This window comes from Faecalibacterium sp. OM04-11BH, assembly GCF_003482185.1.
GTDB classification, from domain to species: Bacteria; Bacillota; Clostridia; order Oscillospirales; family Ruminococcaceae; genus Faecalibacterium; species Faecalibacterium tardum.
Map to the genome: position 1 here is coordinate 1 of NZ_QULS01000010.1, position 16,762 is coordinate 16,762.

A 16,762-nucleotide genomic window follows, 5' to 3' on the forward strand; every position below is an offset into this window, starting at 1 on the left:
CTCAGCGCTTGGCGCTCAAGTATAATACCACACCCCGGGGCGCTTGTCAACACTTTTTGACATCTTTTTTCCAAATTCTTTGCGGAGGGGGAAATGCTCCTGTTTTTCTCCTATTATAATAACCATCTTTTCTTGACAAGGCAGCAGGCAGAACGTATTATGGAGTCATTCCAGCATCCTGTATGATATAGCTATACCTATTATATAAAGGAGAAGTGCCATGTCCTGTGTCAACATCCGCGGCTGCCGCATCGGGGAGGGCCGCCCCAAGGTCATTCTGCCCATTGTGGAGCGCACCGAAGCTGCCATTCTGGAAAAGGCCGCGCAGTTTTCAACATTGTCGGCCGATTGTGTGGAATGGCGGGTGGACTGGTTCGAGGGCTTTCAGTCCCCCGCTGCCATTGCCCGCTGCGTACAGAAACTGCGGGTCGCCCTGCGGGACAAGCTTCTGCTGGTGACCTTCCGTACCAAAGCAGAGGGCGGCGAGCAGGCGCTCTCCCATCCGGAATACCTTGCCTTTCTGCGCCTGATCCTCGACACCGACTGCGCCGACCTGCTGGACATTGAATTCTTCACCGCCGGAGCAGACCTGCCCAAGCTGGTGGAGCAGGCACATTCCGCCGGGGTAGCCGTGGTGTGTTCCAGCCACGATTTTGCCAAGACCCCGCCCCGGGCAGAACTTGTCTGTCGCATGGTGCAGATGCAGCAGGCTGGAGCCGACCTGCCCAAGCTAGCTGTGATGCCCCGGTGCCGCAGCGATGTACTGGAGCTGCTGACTGCTACCGCCGAGATGGCCGACCTTCACCCGGAAACGCCGGTCGTCACCATGAGCATGGGGGCGCTGGGCGCGGTGAGCCGTCTGGCTGGGGAGACTTTCGGCTCTGCCATGACCTTTGCCAACCCCGGGCAGGCCAGCGCCCCGGGGCAGGTATCGCTGAACATCGTAAATGAAGTGCTGGATGCACTGCATTTGTAACCAACAAATCGAAATTTGCTGTGTCAACTGTACCGATATATCACTTAAGCAATTCCGGAACAAGATTACTGTAATACGCTGTCTTGCCTGACAGCACATCGTCATAGAATCTCTGCTTCCAGTCAATGTATGCCACTGCCTTTTGCAGTTCAGTAATAGACTGGAGCAGGGTTTCTTTTTTTCTGCAAGAATCACCTTACGTTCCGGAATTGTGCCTTCGCCCTCCATGCACAAAGCAAGATATTGCTTCATCTCTGCAATGCTCATTCCACAGCTTTTCAGGCAGTTCAGACTCTGAATCCATTTGATGTCATGTTCGTCAAAGACACGATAATTTCGTCTGTCTCGCTTGACATTGGGGACCAATCCCTCGTTGCAGTAGAATTTCAGATTTTCATAGGTCATATTGGTGAGAGTACAAGCCTCTTTCATAGAATACACAAAAAATCCTCCTGTTTTTGAAAAAAGCCTTGACCGGCAGTAACTACCGGCTGTTATGATAATACCACAGAATAAAATTTAACACAACAGGAGGCTTTTGTTATGGACTATATTACTTTGAGCAACGGTGTGAAAATGCCACAGTTGGGCTATGGCGTATTTCAGGTGACACAGGAGGAATGCGAACGTTGCGTACTGGATGCACTAAAGGTCGGCTATCGTGCCATTGATACGGCACAAAGCTATTATAATGAAGAGCAGGTCGGTGCAGCAATCGAAAAAGCCGGTGTTGACCGTAAAGATATTTTCCTGACCACAAAGGTCTGGATTGAGCATTACGGCTATGAGAAAGCTAAAGCGTCGGTTTTAGACTCTATGGAAAAGCTACGTACAGATTATCTTGATCTTTGCCTGCTGCATCAGCCGTATTCGGATTATTACGGGGCATGGCGGGCACTGGAAGAACTATACGAAGAAGGAAAAATTCGTGCCATTGGTGTATCTAATTTTTATCCTGACCGTTTGGTGGATATTTGCTCCTTTTCCCGCATTAAACCGATGGTGAATCAGGTGGAGGTACATCCTTTCTATCAGCAGGAAGAGGCAAAGAAGTGGATGGACAAGTACAGCGTACAGATTGAGGCCTGGGCTCCGTTTGGCGAAGGCAGAGGAAATATGTTTCAGAATCCTGTGCTGAATGAAATCGGCAAAAAGTATGGTAAAAGTGCAGCACAGGTTATTCTCCGCTGGCATTTGCAACGAGGCGTAGTGGTGATTCCAAAGTCCACACATATTGAACGAATGCAGGAAAACCTGAATGTATTCGACTTTGCACTCTCTGCGGAGGATATGGCAAGAATTGCCGCACTGGACACGAAAATGAGTGCTTTCTTTTCCCACTATGACCCAGCTAAGGTGGAATGGTTTGCAAATATGGTGGAAGAACGCAAAAAGAACCATGACTGTACAAAAGAAAAAAAGGATTGGTAAGGGAGGAAAAGGTTAGCAACGAAAGTACGTAACCTAAGCAGATAAATTCCAGTTTGTCACACATCCTGCCTAAAACATAAACCGGAACGATCTTCCCTTTTTCGGGTGGATCGTTCCGGTTTTTATGTTATATTGCAAATCGTTTTATGCCAGCTTGGCTTCCAGACGCTCACGGATGGCCTTGATAAAGCCCTCGCTGTCCACAGCGGTGGGGGTGATGCCCTCTGCCAGACCGCACAGGTCCTTGGTCATGATGCCCTCGTTCAGGGTCTGCAGGCTTGCGGCCTCCAGTGCCTCGCCAAAGTGCACCAGCTCCGGCAGGTTGTCCAGCTCGCCGCGCTTCTTGAAGGCGCCCGACCATGCAAAGATGGTAGCCATGGGGTTGGTGGAGGTCTTTTCGCCCTTCAGATACTTATAGTAATGGCGGGTGACGGTGCCGTGTGCGGCCTCGTACTCGTACTTGCCATCCGGGCTGACCAGCACACTGGTCATCATGGCCAGCGAACCAAAGGCGGTAGAGACCATATCGCTCATCACATCGCCGTCGTAGTTCTTGCACGCCCAGACAAAGCCGCCCTCGCTGCGGATGACGCGCGCCACGATATCGTCAATCAGGCTGTAGAAATAGGTAATGCCGGCAGCTTCAAACTTTTCCTTGTACTCGGCATCGTAGGTCTCCTGGAAGATATCCTTGAAGGTGTGGTCGTACTTCTTGGAGATGGTGTCCTTTGCGCCGAACCACAGATCCCGCTTCACGTCCAGTGCGTAGTTGAAGCAGCTGCGGGCAAAGCTGCGGATGGAATCATCCTTGTTGTACTGACCCTGCAGCACACCGGCACCCTCAAAGTCAAAGACGGTGGCACGCTGCTGGCTGCCGTCTGCGCCGGTGAACACCAGCTCTGCCTTGCCTGCACCGGGAATGCGGAACTCGGTGCACTTATACACATCGCCGTAGGCGTGGCGGGCAATGGTGATGGGCTTTTTCCAGTTCTTGACCACCGGATGGATGCTGTCGATCATAATGGGTGCGCGGAACACGGTGCCGTCCAGCACAGCGCGGATGGTGCCGTTGGGGCTCTTCCACATCTCGTGCAGCTTGTACTCCTCCACGCGCTGGGCGTTGGGGGTGATGGTGGCACACTTGACCGACACGCCGTACTTCTTGTTGGCGAGAGCGGCATCCATGGTCACCTGATCTGCGGTGGCATCGCGGTTGGGCAGACCCAGATCGTAGTACTCGGTCTTAAGATCCACAAAGGGGAGGATCAGCTCGTCCTTGATCATCTTCCACAGGATGCGGGTCATCTCGTCGCCGTCCATCTCCACCAGCGGGGTCGTCATCTTGATCTTTTCCATAGCAGGGTTCCCTTTCCTCTATCAGTTGTTTATTTTATGCCCCGGGTCGGGGCGTTCCGGTTATTTGCGGTAGGCGTCTGCCAGCTTTTCAAAGGCGGGCAGGCTGCGCTTTACCTTTTCGGTGTCGATGCAGTAGGCAAGGCGCACATAGCCCTTTACCCCAAAGCTGTCGCTGGGCACCAGCAGCAGGTCGAATTCCCGGGCTTTCTGGCAGAAGGCGTTGGCGTCCTCTTCCAGTGCCTTGGGGAAGATATAGAAGGTGCCGCCCGGGCGCTCCACTTCAAAGCCCAGCGCGGTGAGTTTTTCGTACAACAGTTCCATGTTGGTCTGGTAGACTGAAAGATCGCTGGTCACCTTCTGGCAGCGGCTGACCGCCCGCTGGATGATGCTGGGCGGGCAGTTGTGGCCGGTAAAGCGGGAGATCTGGCTCATCATGTCCACAAGGATGTCCTCCCCCTCGCACCCCGGGCGCACCGCCACATAGCCCAGACGCTCACCGGGCAGGCTCAGGCTCTTGGAGTAGGAGAAACAGGTCAGAGTGTGGGGGTAGAACGCCGCCGGATAAGGCACGGTCTTGCCATCAAACACGATGTCCCGGTAGGGCTCGTCGCTGACAAGAAAGATATTGTGTCCGTACTGGGCGCTCTTTTCGGTCAGAATCGCCGCCATGCGGGTCAGAGTGTCGGCAGAGTAGACCACGCCGGTGGGGTTGTTGGGGGTGTTGATGAGCACGCAGGTGACCTTTTCGGTCAGCATCTGTGCAAAGGCATCCAGATTGGGCTGGAAAGTGGGTGCCTGCGGGGGCACCACCCGCAGCACCGCGCCGGTGCCCGCCACATAGGGGCCGTACTCCGGGAAGTAAGGCGCAAAGGTCAGCACCTCGTCCCCGGGCTGTGTCACCGCCCGGATGGCGTGGGCGATCGCACCCGCCGCGCCGGTGGTGGGGAAGATGTGCTTTTGCGCGTAGGGCAGGCCGAAGGTCTCGGTCAGATGCGCCGCCACAGCGGTGCGGAAGCCCGGGTCGCCCTGACTGGGGCAATAGCCGTGCAGGCTTACCGGCTCTTCCTGTGCCAGCAGGGTCTGCATGGCTTCGGTAAACTCCGGCGGGCAGGGCACGCTGGGGTTGCCCAGTGAATAATCGAACACATTCTCGCTGCCGATCTGGGCAGCGCGCTGTCTGCCATACATGAAGGTCTCGCGGATGACGCTTTTGTTGTTCAGCATGGCGCGGTAGGTCTCGTTCAGCATACTACTTTCCCTCTGCTTTCCTTATATCGCAAAGCCTGTGCGGGGCGGCTCCCCCTCATTTATGAGCCGCAGCCGTATAGCTTTGTTCCAGCTTGATGATGCAGTTATAGGTGGGGTCCTGCTGTTTGATAAACTGCTCCATCTGGGTCAGCAGTTCCACCTTGTCCCCGGCATAGCCCGCGGGGAGCACCAGATCGAAAAGCACATTGGTGTGGGTCTTGCCCGGCACGATGCGCAGGTCGTGCAGTGAGAGCGCCGGGTCCAGCTGGCGCAGCTTTTCGGTCAGGCGGCTGCGCAGTACCCCCACGGCGGCGTCCGAGGTAACGATGGGGTCATAGTGGATGGTCACCATCAGGTGGTCGTGCTTCATAAAGTCCCGCTCGATGTTGTCGATCAGGTCGTGCGCTTCCAGCGGGTCCTGCTCGGCGGGCAGCTCCACATGGATGGACGCAAACTGATGGCCGGGGCCGTAGTCGTGCACCATCAGGTCATGTACGCCCAGCACGCCGGGATAACCCATCACGGTCTGTTCGATATGCTCCACCAGATCCTCGCTGGGGCTTTCACCCAGCAGCGGGCTCAGGGTATCCATCACCAGCCCCCAGCCGGAGATCAGGATGAACACCGCCACGCCCACGCCCATCAGGCCGTCCAGCACGTCCCAGCCGGTCACCCGGCAGAGGATGGCAGCCACCAGCACGGCAGCGGTGCTCAGCACATCGTTGCGGCTGTCGGCGGCAGTGGCAATGAGGGTCTCGGAGGAAATGATACGGCCAATGGTGCGGTTGAAGCCGCTCATCCACAGCTTGACCAGAATGGACACCACCAGCACCGCCACGGTCAGCCAGCCGAACTGCACCGGTGTGGGGTGCAGCACCTTGACCACCGACTCCTTCAGCAGGGAGAAGCCAATGCCCAGAATGGTCACGCTGACCACCAGACCCGCCAGATACTCAAAACGGGCGTGTCCGTAGGGATGCTCGGCATCCGGTGCCTTGGCGGCCAGCTTGAAGCCCACCAGACTGACGATATTGGAGGAAGCATCCGAAAGGTTATTCAGCGCATCGGCGGTGATGGCGATCGAGCCGAACAGGGTACCTACCACAAACTTGCCCAGACAGAGCAGGATATTGCACACCATGCCCACCACACTGGCCAGATTGCCGTAGGCGGCACGGACGCGGGGATCCTGCGGAGAATTGGGACGGCGTATAAACAGACGAATCAAAAGCTGCGTCATAAAAGCTCCTTTCAGGCTGCGCATTTTCAGCGCACCCAATGTCCTTCTAGTATAGCATTTTACTTTATGGTTTTAAAGGCGTTTCAGAAATTTCATCCCATTACGCCGGATATCAAACCGGGTTGCAACACAAAAAGCCCCGGCGGGTGGCTGAACCCTCTCAGTCACGCCTGACGGTGTGCCAGCTCCCCCGAGGGGGGAGCTTTTTGCGGTGGCGGCAAGGTTTCTCATTGCGCCTAATACTTTAGCACTGAGGGCAACGGCGTGCGCCCTCTCCGTCTTTGCTTCGCAAATCCACCTCTCCCAAAGGGAGAGGCAAGAGCACTGCCGGAAACTCTCTCATTACACTTAAAACTTCAGCAACGAACGTAACGGCTTGGCTCTCCCTTCGGGAGAGCTGGCGCGGGAGCGCCTGAGAGGGCTATAAATCGGCGGAGCCGGAAAAAACGGTTAAAAGATCTTCACGCCGAACAGGCGTGAATCTTCAGTTTTTTCCGGTGTAGCCCTCCGCTTTGGGGTTAAAAGGGGCGAGCAGCCCCTTTTTCGTGGCTCCAGCGCGTCGAAATCACTGGCACTTTTCTGGTTCTCTTTTGGTGTCAAAAGAGAACATCCCTCGGCTGCATCCTCCTACCCTACGGCGCACACTTTTCTGCCGCACAAAAAGCCCCGGCGGCCATGCGGTCGCCGGGGCTTTTCGGAGATTTCGGGACTGTCTGTTCACAGTCTCTTGTAATTAAGGAGGAGTGCTCAGGTTTTTATCACAGGATCGGGCTTTCGAGGTCGCCGGTATCAGCGATGCCGTGCTTCTCGGCGTAGCCGGTCAGCATCAGGGTCAGCGCGCCGTCACCGGTCACGTTGCAGGCGGTGCCGAAGCTGTCCTGCAGGGCGAAGATGGCCAGCATCAGAGCCGTACCGGCGTCGTCGAACATCAGGACACCGGTAATCAGACCCAGAGAAGCCATGACAGTGCCGCCGGGCACGCCGGGTGCGCCGATAGCGAAGATGCCGAGCAGCAGGCAGAACAGGATCATGGTGCCAATGCTGGGCAGCTTGCCGTACAGGATCTTGGAAACGGTCATGCAGAAGAACACCTCAGTCAGCACAGAGCCGCACAGGTGGATGTTTGCAAACAGGGGGATGCCGAAGCTGACCATGTCCTTACGCAGGACCTTGCTCTTGCGGGCGCACTCCAGCGCCACACCCAGCGTAGCAGCACTGGACATGGTACCGACAGCGGTCAGGTAAGCGGGGCCGTAGTGACGCAGCACTTCCCAAGGGTTCTTGCCGGAGTAAGCACCTGCCAGCAGGTACAGCACAGCCAGCCAGATGTAGTGACCGACCATAACGATGACGATGATCTGCAGGAAGGCGGGCAGCTGATGGGTGATGGTGCCCTCGTAGCTCAGGCCGCAGAAGGTGGCGGCAATGTAGAAGGGCAGCACGGGGATGATGACCTTGCTCACAATGTCCAGCACGATGTTCTGGAACTCGGCCAAAAAGTCGCAGGTCAGCTTGCTGTTGGTCCAGGTGGCAGCCAGACCCACCAGAACGCTCAGCACCAGAGCGCTCATGACGCTCATGATCTGGGGAATGTTCAGCTCAAAGACAACGCCCGGCAGCTCGCGCAGACCGGCAACGTTGTTGTCGATGGACAGGTGAGGGATCAAGCCGTAGCCTGCGCCCATGCTCATGAAGGCTGCGCAGACAGAGGACACATAGGCGATGACGATGGCCACTGCCAGCAGACGGGAGGCGTTTTTGCCCAGCTTTGTAATGGACGGGGCAATGAAGCCGATGATGATCAGCGGCACACAGAAGGTAATGAGCTGACCCATGATGTACTGCAGGGTCACCACAACGCCCATGGTGCTCTCGTTGAACAGCTGGCCAAGGATGATACCAACAAAAATGCCCAGCAAAAGCCGGAAGGGCAGACTATTGAATAGCTTTTTCATAACTTTAGTACCTCTTTCTTTTTCCCCGGAAAGGGGCCGGGTGGGGAGACTTATTCCGTCTCCGGGAGGTGTTTGTTCAGCATCAGATCAAGGATCACGCTGTCGCTGGTGCCGTGGGTGCTCAGAGTGGCAAAGTTGTCCAGCGTATATTCCACATTGTGCTCCACGATGCCGTCGGTGCTCTGCACCCGCACGCCGCGCACGCCCATGGCAGCTGCCTGACAGGCGGCGTTGACGCAGGTAGAAATCTTCAGCGCGCAGTCGGCCTTTGCACCATCGCATACCATGCCGGTGATGTTGCCCACCATGTTCTGGATGGTGCAACATACCTCGTGGTAGCCGCCGCCCAGCAGATAGGCAATGCCGCAGGCTGCGCCGGTGGCAGCAACCGTTGCACCACAAAGGTTGCTCAGGCGGCCAAACTTGGCCTTGATGCGGATCGCGATCAGGTTGGAAAGGGTCACGGCGCGGAGCATCTTCTCCTCATCGATGTCCAGCCAGCGGGCAGTTGCCACAACAGGCATGGTAGCCGTGATGCCCTGATTGCCGCTGCCGGAGTTTGCCACCACCGAAACCGGTGCGCCTGCCATACGGGCGTCCGCACCGGCAGAAGCGATGACCATGGCGTTGGTGGTCAGGTCGCGGGTCATCAGACCCTTGCGGCAGTTCAGTTCCAGATTGCGGCCAATGGCAAGGCCGTATTCCTTGGAAAGACCCTCGTTGCTGATGGTCGTGTTCACCTGTACGGCGCTGCGGATGATGTCGATGGGGTCGTGCAGGGGGTCCAGCTCCTCAGTGCAGTAATCCCAGATGGAGCGGACGGTCAGAAATTCTGCGATCTGCTCTGGGGTCACCACATCGCTGTCCCCTGCTGCTGCGGGGTCGGCGTGCTGCTTGTCCAGCGTCGCCACGCCGTCCTGCTCCACCAGCACCACATTGGTGTGCAGATCCCGCACCACCGCGCGGCCGGTGTGGCCGTCAGAAGTTACAAGCACTTCAACGTAGAGCTTCTGCGGCACCTGTGCCACCTCTACCTTGACCTTGCCTGCCTTGACAAGGGCTGCGGCTTCTTCCATCTGCTCCCGGGGCACATAGTTCATGACCTCCAGCAGGTGGACGGGGTCGCCGCCTACGGCACCAATGGCAGCGGCGTAATCCATGCCCTGATACGAGGTGCCCGGAATGCCTGCCGACATGGCGTTTTTGATAATATTGATGCTGGCGCGGACGGTCACGGCTTCTACCCGTGTGCCGCCCGCCTTGCGGAGTGCTGCGCCCGCCTCTGCGGCGGTGAGAGCGACTGCGCCGGGCTCCGTACAGCCGGTGGCCAGCTCCATCTCACTGTTCAGGATGCGAACGAACATCTGTTTATCCATTTGGTTCACCGTTTCTTTTCTTCCCGTGCGGGGGAACTTACTTTACAGCAATGCACTCGATCTCCAGCGGAGCGTCCTTGGGCAGCTTGCCCACCTGCACCGCGCTGCGCGCGGGGTAGGGCTGCGCAAAGTACTCGCCGTACACCTTGTTCATCTCTGCAAAATCGTTGATGTCCGCCAGAAACACCGTGGTCTTGACCACATTGGCCAGCGTCATCTCCTGCTGTGCCAAAATGGCCTGGATGTTCTTGAGGGACTGTGCAGTCTGGGCGGCGATGCCCTCCGGAATCAGGCCGGTGGCCGGATCGATGGGCAGCTGCCCGGATACATAGACGGTCTGCCCCGCAGCGATGCCCTGAGAGTAGGGCCCGATGGCAGCGGGAGCATTGGGGGTAACGATCACCTGTTTCATCCGATTTTTCTCCTTTTCCATTTGTTGGGGAGGGCTGTCCTTCCCTTGCTGACACTATCCTAACGCAGTGAGAATATTTTGTCAATAATATTTTCTTATCGTAAGAACAAATCGTCGCGCATGACAAAAAGTCCCGATAAACGTCATCAATTTGACGAAACAATGGATACAACGCACCTTCTTATTGTAAAAAACTGTCATTTCTGCTATGATAGCAATAGAACACACGTGAGAATTTTTTCTTACGCGCTCCAGCAGTACAAAAGAGGTGAACGGGATGGATGCAAGACTTGAGCCTTATCGCGTAGTGGTATCTTTTCTGGGCGAAGCGCTGGGCCCGGACTACGAGGTAGTTCTGCACGACCTTACCAGTGAGGACGGCACCATTGTTGCCATCGTCAACAACCACATCAGCGGACGCACCGAGGGTGCGCCCCTTTCCAACATGGCGCTGCGCTTCATTCAGGAGCGGATGTATGAAAAACAGGATTATCTGGCGGGCTATCAGGGTGCTTCGCAGGCCAAGGGGCGTCTGCGCTCCTCCACCATGTTCATCAAGGATAACGGCCAGCTCATCGGCATGCTCTGCATCAACTTTGATGCCGGCAAGTACAGCCGCATCGCGCAGGAGCTGCTTGCCCTCTGCGGGGCGCACACCGAGCCCTCCTCCACCGGCATCGGGGTGGAGAACTTTGTCAGTTCCCTGCCGGACGCCGTACAGAATGCCATTGCCGAGGTGACTGGCAGCGCCGGGCTGCCGCCCGACCGGCTGACGATGGAAGAGAAGATCCGCATCGTGGAGTCTTTGCACCATGCGGGCATCTTTTATATGAAGGGTGCCGTCAGCGAGGTGGCCGCCCAGCTGGGCTCCTCGGAGGCCACCATCTACCGCTACCTGAGCAAGCTGAAGTGAGCTGCGAACGAACTGTTCCATGAAAAAAAGACCGTCTCCGTTTTCAAACGCGGAGGCGGTCTTTTGCGTATCGTTTACGTTCCAGCCACCGGAAACAGCAGACTGTGCCAAACCGGAGGAAGTGGTGTTAAGGGAGAACGTGTACGCGCAGTGAAGCGACAATTCATCTTGTCTATACGCTTGAGAAGACTCTGAGCAAAAATTATTGATACATATTTTTTGAAGGATGGAGAAATCCGGTTGGATACAAAAAAGCACCAGCCTGAGCTGATGCTTTTTGTTGGCAGAGGATGTAACAAGCGGTACACAGTCTGTGCGGAAACTGACCGCCTGCAGCTGCATCACCTGTTCTGCGATGTGAACTGTAAAAGGTTTGAAAAATCGATTTTTGTGCACAAAGAACTGACCCCCTAGCGGGAAGTACTGCAATTTCAATTTCTTTTGGAAATGATTGCCCTTTTAGCAAGAACGTGGTAGAATTGAGGTCGAAACACGAAAAATTCACGTTTTCATAAAAATTATGGTCGTATCACATACAAACGATCGGTTTGGCCGATGTTCTCCAAATGGCGAGTATTTTGATGGATGCAGAACACAGCCTGCTCTGTAAGTCAAAGCAAGAGGAAGGATAGAAAAAATGAAGCTGTTTTCCTACCTGTCTGTAGCAGTGCTGCTTGTAAGCAGTATCGCGCTTACGGCATACTCCCCGGATATGCTTTCAGTCGTGATCGTTGGTTTTATGTGCATCATTGCATTGGCGGGGTGCATTTATGGTCTTTTACCAACTATTTCAATTACGAACGGTCTGCTGAACGGACAAAACAGCATCCGAAAGGCTTCTGGAACCGAAGGCAGTTCCGCATGGGTCGCAGCCCTGCAGATCGAGCGCTTTTTCCAGCAAAAAACACTGGACCGGCTGTTTGGGGATTATCGCGAGAAAGTGCAGCATCAGCGTGAAACCGGACAAATCGTCAGCGATATTGATGAAGTACTCAATGAGGATGTTCTGGCGCTGTACACATGGAAAGGTGTAATCGCGCAGCTTCCCGGTACTCTGACAGGTCTAGGGATCCTTGGCACATTTGTGGGTCTGTTGTTGGGTTTACGGGATATCAATTTTGTCACGGTGGAAGCAGCGCTAGGTAGTGTGCAATCCATTCTGGCCGGTATCAATACAGCATTCTACACCTCTATTGCGGGCGTGATCCTTTCAATTCTCTTCAATATTATAAATAATGTACTGCGCAACATTATGAATCGTGAAACCGGGCTGTTTCTGGAGGAATTCCACAAATCGGTCATTCCTACCACAGACGAACAGGCGCGCTACAGCGGCCGCCGCGAAGTACGGCAGATCTTGGAACTGTTGGAACGCCTGCCCAAAAATATGGGTAACGGTGTTCTAACCAGCGAGGCCGTGAACAGTGCAGGCAGCAACGAGCGCGTGCTGATGCCGCAAATCTTGGAAGGTCTACGCAAGAACGAGTTCACCTTCTTCCTGCAGCCCAGATATGAGTTGAACGCCCGCAGGGTGATCGGTGCCGAAGCACTGGTGCGCTGGAACCACCCGGTGCTGGGCGTAATTTCGCCTTCAGTGTTCATCCCGGTCCTAGAGAGCAATGGTTATATCACCAAATTGGATCAGTACATTTGGGAGGAAGTGTGTAAAACCATTCGCGTGTGGATCGATGAGGGAATCCGCCCGATACCGATCGCAGTCAATGTAACAAAGACGGATGTTTTGGCCATCGACGTGGCGGAGTTTTTCTCTGACATGCTAAAAAAGTACCGAATACCGCCGAAGTATCTGGATATTGATATTGCAAAGTCTGCATATCTGGAGACCCATGGTGCGTTGAGTGAAACGGAAGCACAATTGCAACAGATGGGCTTCCGGGTGATATTGGATGGCTTTGACGGCAACTTTGTGGAATTGAGTGCGCTAGGCGGCATCGGCACAGACCAACTCAAACTGGATCTGCGCAGTGCTGCGCTGCAAGATCGGATCAACACGCTGCCCGGTATTTTCGCACAGGCGCGTACACTCCGGCTGAACCTGATGGCCGAAGGCATTGAAAGTACAGAGCAGTTGAATGTGCTGCGTAAAGCTGGCTGCGCCGAAGGACAGGGATACATTTTCTCACGTCCGTTGTCTGTAGATGAATTTGCCAAGATTCTGAAAGTGGGGCACTCTGGATGAAAGCGAGAAAACGCAGACAGGATCCGGATGCAGAATACAATTTCTGGCAACCGGCAACTGATATGATGAGCGCTCTTGTGTTTGTGCTGGTTCTGGTCATTGCGCTGCTGGGCCTTTACCTTCTGAGCGATTACACCGGCTATGAAGAGCCGTCATCTTCCAGTGAAGAGGCTGCATCCAGCGGCTGGAATAACAACGACCCCGGCGGCTGGTACTATGACGGCGGCACTGGCGATGGCGATGGCGACGGCAACGGACAATACGATCAGCAGATCATCCAGACTGGCGGTGGCGGCGGCTATGGTGAGGACGGCATTAAGACCGCTGTGTTTGTAGAGCTGATCGATGACGAAACCGAGCGGCGCATCCCGGAAGCAGGTGTGCGCTTTGAGCTGTACCGTACGGATACGACCCATTTGATGAACGGCAGCCTGCAGACCCTGAATACTTACTACCCGGAAAAAATCAACTACCGGGAATATGAAACCACGGAAGAAGGTACATTCTATCTGCCGGAAAAGATTTGGCAAGGCAGCTACTACTTCCATGAGCTCAGCGAGCCGGAAGGATACGATGCGGCAGATGACACCTACTATGATGTGGAACGCATGTACGATTGGCCGGACCCATACGTAGTGCAGATTCGGGTGGCTCCCTGCAAGAACATCATCCGTTTGCAGATGAATGATGCCGAAACACAGCAGCCTGTAGGCGGCGGTACGTTCCGGGTGATTGCTGCCGAAGATATTGTAACTAAGGATGGCACGGCACGTTATACCCAGGGGCAGCAGGTAGACACCATCACCTGTGATGAAAACGGCTACGGCGAAAGCAAAGAATTGTATCTTGGCAAATACACTGTGCAGCAGCAGTCATCCCCGAACTACTACACGACCATGCAGCAGGATCTGGATGTGGAAGTAGAAAAGAAGAACGGTGAAGATCCAGAACTGCATGAGATCGACACTGAAAAGACCAAGATCATTTTGAATGTCACGGATGAGCTTACTTCCTCTGCACTGGAAGGCGTGGTATTTACGGTAACCAACGAGCATACCGGCATCGCGCAGACCGTGACGACTGATGCATCGGGCATGATATATCTGACCGATCTGGATAAGAGCACAACCTATCATGTTCACGAACAGCAGGCACCGGAGAACTACCGTCCGGATGACACAGATTACACGGTAACCGTAGCTGCAGATGGCCGTATCGACGGTGTAAGCAGTACAACGTTGAACATTACGAACCGGATTCTCCGGGTATCTATCCACACAGTGGATATGGTGCTGCGCAGCGATACGGCGGGCGAGCAGCTCTCACTGTACAACGAGCAGGATCAGCTACTCAGAAGTTGGACAACCAACGGCTCCGGCCAGTTGTTCACCGATCTGACCGAGGGCGACTATTATGTGGTGCGTGGCAAAACAGACACCGAAAACGCCCGGAAATATCCTTTCACCGTACAAGATACGGCAAGACAGCAGAACTGGAATGTATCCGTATTTACACGGTACAGCGCTGTGGCTTTGGCCATTCTGGCTGCGCTCGCAGCTGGTGCGATCTGGCTGCTGGTGTTCCTGTGGGGTATTTTTGCACGTCACCGCAAAGCCCAGAGATCTGCTGCAGCCCAGAAAGAACCCCACGACCAGAACGAAGAAAAATCGTAAAGGCGGTGAGAAACAATGCACAATGTACAGCTTCGCGTGAGTGATCTACTGTACGCAGCCTTCAAGCGCTGGAAAATGATTTTGGCGCTGGGACTGCTTGGATTTTTCTGCGGGTTTGTACTCAGCGGCATATCCTATCTGCAGGGCAACTATACCAGTTACGAGATCGATTGTTCCATTGCCATCACATCCCAATCATCTACTGGCAACTTTATCAACAATTCCGATTATCTGAGTTCCAGTGATTTTTATCTGGCACAGGATATGGTTGATGCGGCAACCTTTGTAATAAAGAGCAATCGCGCCCTGCAGACTGCCATTGATAATGCTGGCCTTGTATCAGTCACAACAAAGGATGTTTCTCAGAACCTAGAAGTGAGTCGATACAATGAAACGCAGGTATTGTTACTTACTTTAAGTTGGAACAACGCAGATGCCGGCATTCGACTGATGAACGCGTTGCTGGATGCCAGCAAGGAGATTCTGCCGCAAACGCTGATGGTAGGATCTGTGGCCGTAATCGATGCTCCAGAAGCAAAGTATATGATGAGCGGCGGCGGATATGTCAGCCTGTGGGTGATTTTCTGTCTGCTGGGTCTGGTAGCCGGTGTAGGCATGGCTGTGCTGGAGCTGCTCATGCGGCCCACGCTGCTGAATTTGAAAGACGTGGAAGATGTTTTGGGACTTGAAACCTTGGGGAGTATCCCAAGGGATAACAGCTACTTCCAAAAGGATATTCAGCTTTTAAGCGAAAAGCACAGTGTGGATGCCGATGCTGTACAGAACTTTGCTTCCGCTGCGTATATTCTGATCAATCGGTTCGGCACCAAGGAAAAGCAGCACCGCTTCTACGTAACTTCGGCAGAGGATGGCGAAGGTAAGAGCACGGTGGCCGCCAATTTAGCCTTGCAGCTATCCGATATGGAAAAGCGCACCCTACTGCTAGATCTGAACACCCGTTCCCCCAGTCTGAGCGGAATGTTTTTGCAAAATGTAGAATACAGCCGGACGCTGAATGCACTATACAAAGGCGAATCTGCCGAACAGGATGCTGTTATTTCACTGACCGGCTATCTGGATCTTTTGCCAATGGTGCTTGAACGCAATGCGGTACCGCTGGATGGCACCTTGTTCGACTTTTTGGAAAGCATCATGGAGCCCTACGAATACGTCGTAATTGATGCTTCTTCGGTAGGACGTTCCTCGGACGTGCTACGCTTAAACAAACTGGCAAATAATGTGCTGTTTGTTGTGCGCTACGATGCAACCCCGCTCCCCGCCATACAGGATGCTATTGAAAAGTTAGACAAGTCTGGTGTGCGCGTGCTGGGGTGTGTGGTCAACGAAGTGCAATCGCTGGAAACGTTTCAGTTCCGTTCAGAACATATAAAGGCCCCTATTCGAAAGGAAGAAAAAAACACGGAGAACTCAGGCTCTCCGTTGCCTGAAGACTTGCTCCGCCCGGCAGAGCCCGGAGCCGATTCGACATGGAAACCAGCAAACGATGGCCGAAGCGTGATGGACGAATTGACAGATGATTTGCAGCGCAGTCAGAATACTCGGAGCGATGATGAAATAATGTGGGAGTTGCTCCGCATGGGGAAAGACGGAAGCTGGAAACAGTCAGAGCCAAAAACTGCAGCAGACAGCGATGCCCTCCAGAAGTCACGCTCTGTTCCGGACACACATCCGTCTTTGGAATCGTTTCCGGCCCCCCAGCCTGTACCAGAGGCACCGTCAACACAGGTGCCAGAGGATAAGCCGAAAATTGCACATTCGGAATCCGAAGCAAAATTGAAGGGCAGTCCGCTTCCCTTGATCGAGCAGGAGTCTGAACTGAGGTCTGATAAAAAACGCAGCCGTGTGCTGAAGCCGGCTGCGCCTTCCAAACATGGAAAAACATCCGGGCGCAGAGGACTGGTTTTTTCGAGCAAAAAATCAAAGCACTGAGAGTTCGGAAAAACCGTGCTGGAAGACCACAG

The 16,762-nt window shown here is 54.4% G+C and carries 12 protein-coding genes and 1 pseudogene; 6 read left to right on the forward strand and 7 right to left on the reverse strand.

What is annotated here, in order from left to right:
* Positions 1-220 precede the first annotated feature (220 nt).
* The gene (gene aroD / locus DXB44_RS09480; protein WP_118658554.1) at positions 221-976 is read left to right on the forward strand and encodes a type I 3-dehydroquinate dehydratase; all 756 of its coding nucleotides are present in this window, start codon (positions 221-223) and stop codon (positions 974-976) included.
* 294 nt (positions 977-1,270) lie between these two features.
* On the opposite strand, the pseudogene DXB44_RS15030 reads toward aroD, so the two are convergent.
* A pseudogene (locus DXB44_RS15030) lies at positions 1,271-1,408 on the reverse strand (MerR family transcriptional regulator); the annotation flags it as partial.
* Positions 1,409-1,519: 111 nt separating this feature from the next.
* Between DXB44_RS15030 and DXB44_RS09490 the strand changes: the two are divergent.
* Entirely contained in the window at positions 1,520-2,407 is an 888-nt protein-coding gene (locus DXB44_RS09490; RefSeq protein WP_118658555.1) for an aldo/keto reductase, read from the forward strand.
* Positions 2,408-2,551: 144 nt separating this feature from the next.
* On the opposite strand, the gene DXB44_RS09495 is transcribed toward DXB44_RS09490, so the two are convergent.
* From DXB44_RS09495 to DXB44_RS09520, 6 genes are all read right to left on the reverse strand, one after another.
* The gene (locus DXB44_RS09495) at positions 2,552-3,763 is read right to left on the reverse strand and encodes an NADP-dependent isocitrate dehydrogenase (RefSeq protein WP_118658556.1); all 1,212 of its coding nucleotides are present in this window, start codon (positions 3,761-3,763) and stop codon (positions 2,552-2,554) included.
* Positions 3,764-3,823: 60 nt separating this feature from the next.
* Positions 3,824-5,011, reverse strand: coding sequence for a pyridoxal phosphate-dependent aminotransferase (locus DXB44_RS09500; RefSeq protein WP_055186496.1), 1,188 nt, complete (start codon positions 5,009-5,011; stop codon positions 3,824-3,826).
* A 55-nt stretch (positions 5,012-5,066) separates the two neighbouring features.
* Positions 5,067-6,251: a cation diffusion facilitator family transporter gene (locus DXB44_RS09505; RefSeq protein ID WP_118658557.1), complete on the reverse strand. Its 1,185-nt coding sequence runs from the start codon at positions 6,249-6,251 to the stop codon at positions 5,067-5,069.
* A 758-nt stretch (positions 6,252-7,009) separates the two neighbouring features.
* The gene (locus DXB44_RS09510; RefSeq protein WP_118658558.1) at positions 7,010-8,206 is read right to left on the reverse strand and encodes a dicarboxylate/amino acid:cation symporter; all 1,197 of its coding nucleotides are present in this window, start codon (positions 8,204-8,206) and stop codon (positions 7,010-7,012) included.
* Positions 8,207-8,256: 50 nt separating this feature from the next.
* A complete protein-coding gene (locus DXB44_RS09515) occupies positions 8,257-9,582 on the reverse strand; it encodes an L-serine ammonia-lyase, iron-sulfur-dependent, subunit alpha (RefSeq protein ID WP_118658559.1) in 1,326 nt (441 codons plus the stop codon).
* Between the two features lie 37 nt (positions 9,583-9,619).
* On the reverse strand, positions 9,620-9,994 hold the full coding sequence (locus tag DXB44_RS09520; RefSeq protein WP_005925500.1) for a RidA family protein: 375 nt from the start codon (positions 9,992-9,994) through the stop codon (positions 9,620-9,622).
* Positions 9,995-10,271: 277 nt separating this feature from the next.
* Between DXB44_RS09520 and DXB44_RS09525 the strand changes: the two genes are divergently transcribed.
* From DXB44_RS09525 to DXB44_RS09540, 4 genes are all read left to right on the forward strand, one after another.
* Positions 10,272-10,907 (forward strand): PAS domain-containing protein, encoded by a 636-nt coding sequence (locus DXB44_RS09525; RefSeq protein WP_005925497.1) that lies wholly within the window; start codon positions 10,272-10,274, stop codon positions 10,905-10,907.
* Positions 10,908-11,544: 637 nt separating this feature from the next.
* On the forward strand, positions 11,545-13,107 hold the full coding sequence (locus DXB44_RS09530) for an EAL domain-containing protein (protein ID WP_118658560.1): 1,563 nt from the start codon (positions 11,545-11,547) through the stop codon (positions 13,105-13,107).
* Between the two features lie 62 nt (positions 13,108-13,169).
* Positions 13,170-14,780, forward strand: a complete 1,611-nt coding sequence (locus tag DXB44_RS09535) for a prealbumin-like fold domain-containing protein (protein ID WP_118658561.1) — start codon at positions 13,170-13,172, stop codon at positions 14,778-14,780.
* Positions 14,781-14,795: 15 nt separating this feature from the next.
* A complete protein-coding gene (locus DXB44_RS09540) occupies positions 14,796-16,730 on the forward strand; it encodes a polysaccharide biosynthesis tyrosine autokinase (RefSeq protein ID WP_118658562.1) in 1,935 nt (644 codons plus the stop codon).
* Positions 16,731-16,762 lie beyond the last annotated feature (32 nt).

What these genes read in the sequence shown, in the direction of transcription:
- aroD (WP_118658554.1), top strand. Translation starts at nt 221, where the DNA reads ATGTCCTGTGTCAACATCCGCGGCTGCCGCATCGGGGAGGGCCGCCCC.
- DXB44_RS09490 (WP_118658555.1), top strand. Translation starts at nt 1,520, where the DNA reads ATGGACTATATTACTTTGAGCAACGGTGTGAAAATGCCACAGTTGGGC.
- DXB44_RS09495 (WP_118658556.1), bottom strand. Translation starts at nt 3,763, where the DNA reads ATGGAAAAGATCAAGATGACGACCCCGCTGGTGGAGATGGACGGCGAC.
- DXB44_RS09500 (WP_055186496.1), bottom strand. Translation starts at nt 5,011, where the DNA reads ATGCTGAACGAGACCTACCGCGCCATGCTGAACAACAAAAGCGTCATC.
- DXB44_RS09505 (WP_118658557.1), bottom strand. Translation starts at nt 6,251, where the DNA reads ATGACGCAGCTTTTGATTCGTCTGTTTATACGCCGTCCCAATTCTCCG.
- DXB44_RS09510 (WP_118658558.1), bottom strand. Translation starts at nt 8,206, where the DNA reads ATGAAAAAGCTATTCAATAGTCTGCCCTTCCGGCTTTTGCTGGGCATT.
- DXB44_RS09515 (WP_118658559.1), bottom strand. Translation starts at nt 9,582, where the DNA reads ATGGATAAACAGATGTTCGTTCGCATCCTGAACAGTGAGATGGAGCTG.
- DXB44_RS09520 (WP_005925500.1), bottom strand. Translation starts at nt 9,994, where the DNA reads ATGAAACAGGTGATCGTTACCCCCAATGCTCCCGCTGCCATCGGGCCC.
- DXB44_RS09525 (WP_005925497.1), top strand. Translation starts at nt 10,272, where the DNA reads ATGGATGCAAGACTTGAGCCTTATCGCGTAGTGGTATCTTTTCTGGGC.
- DXB44_RS09530 (WP_118658560.1), top strand. Translation starts at nt 11,545, where the DNA reads ATGAAGCTGTTTTCCTACCTGTCTGTAGCAGTGCTGCTTGTAAGCAGT.
- DXB44_RS09535 (WP_118658561.1), top strand. Translation starts at nt 13,170, where the DNA reads ATGATGAGCGCTCTTGTGTTTGTGCTGGTTCTGGTCATTGCGCTGCTG.
- DXB44_RS09540 (WP_118658562.1), top strand. Translation starts at nt 14,796, where the DNA reads ATGCACAATGTACAGCTTCGCGTGAGTGATCTACTGTACGCAGCCTTC.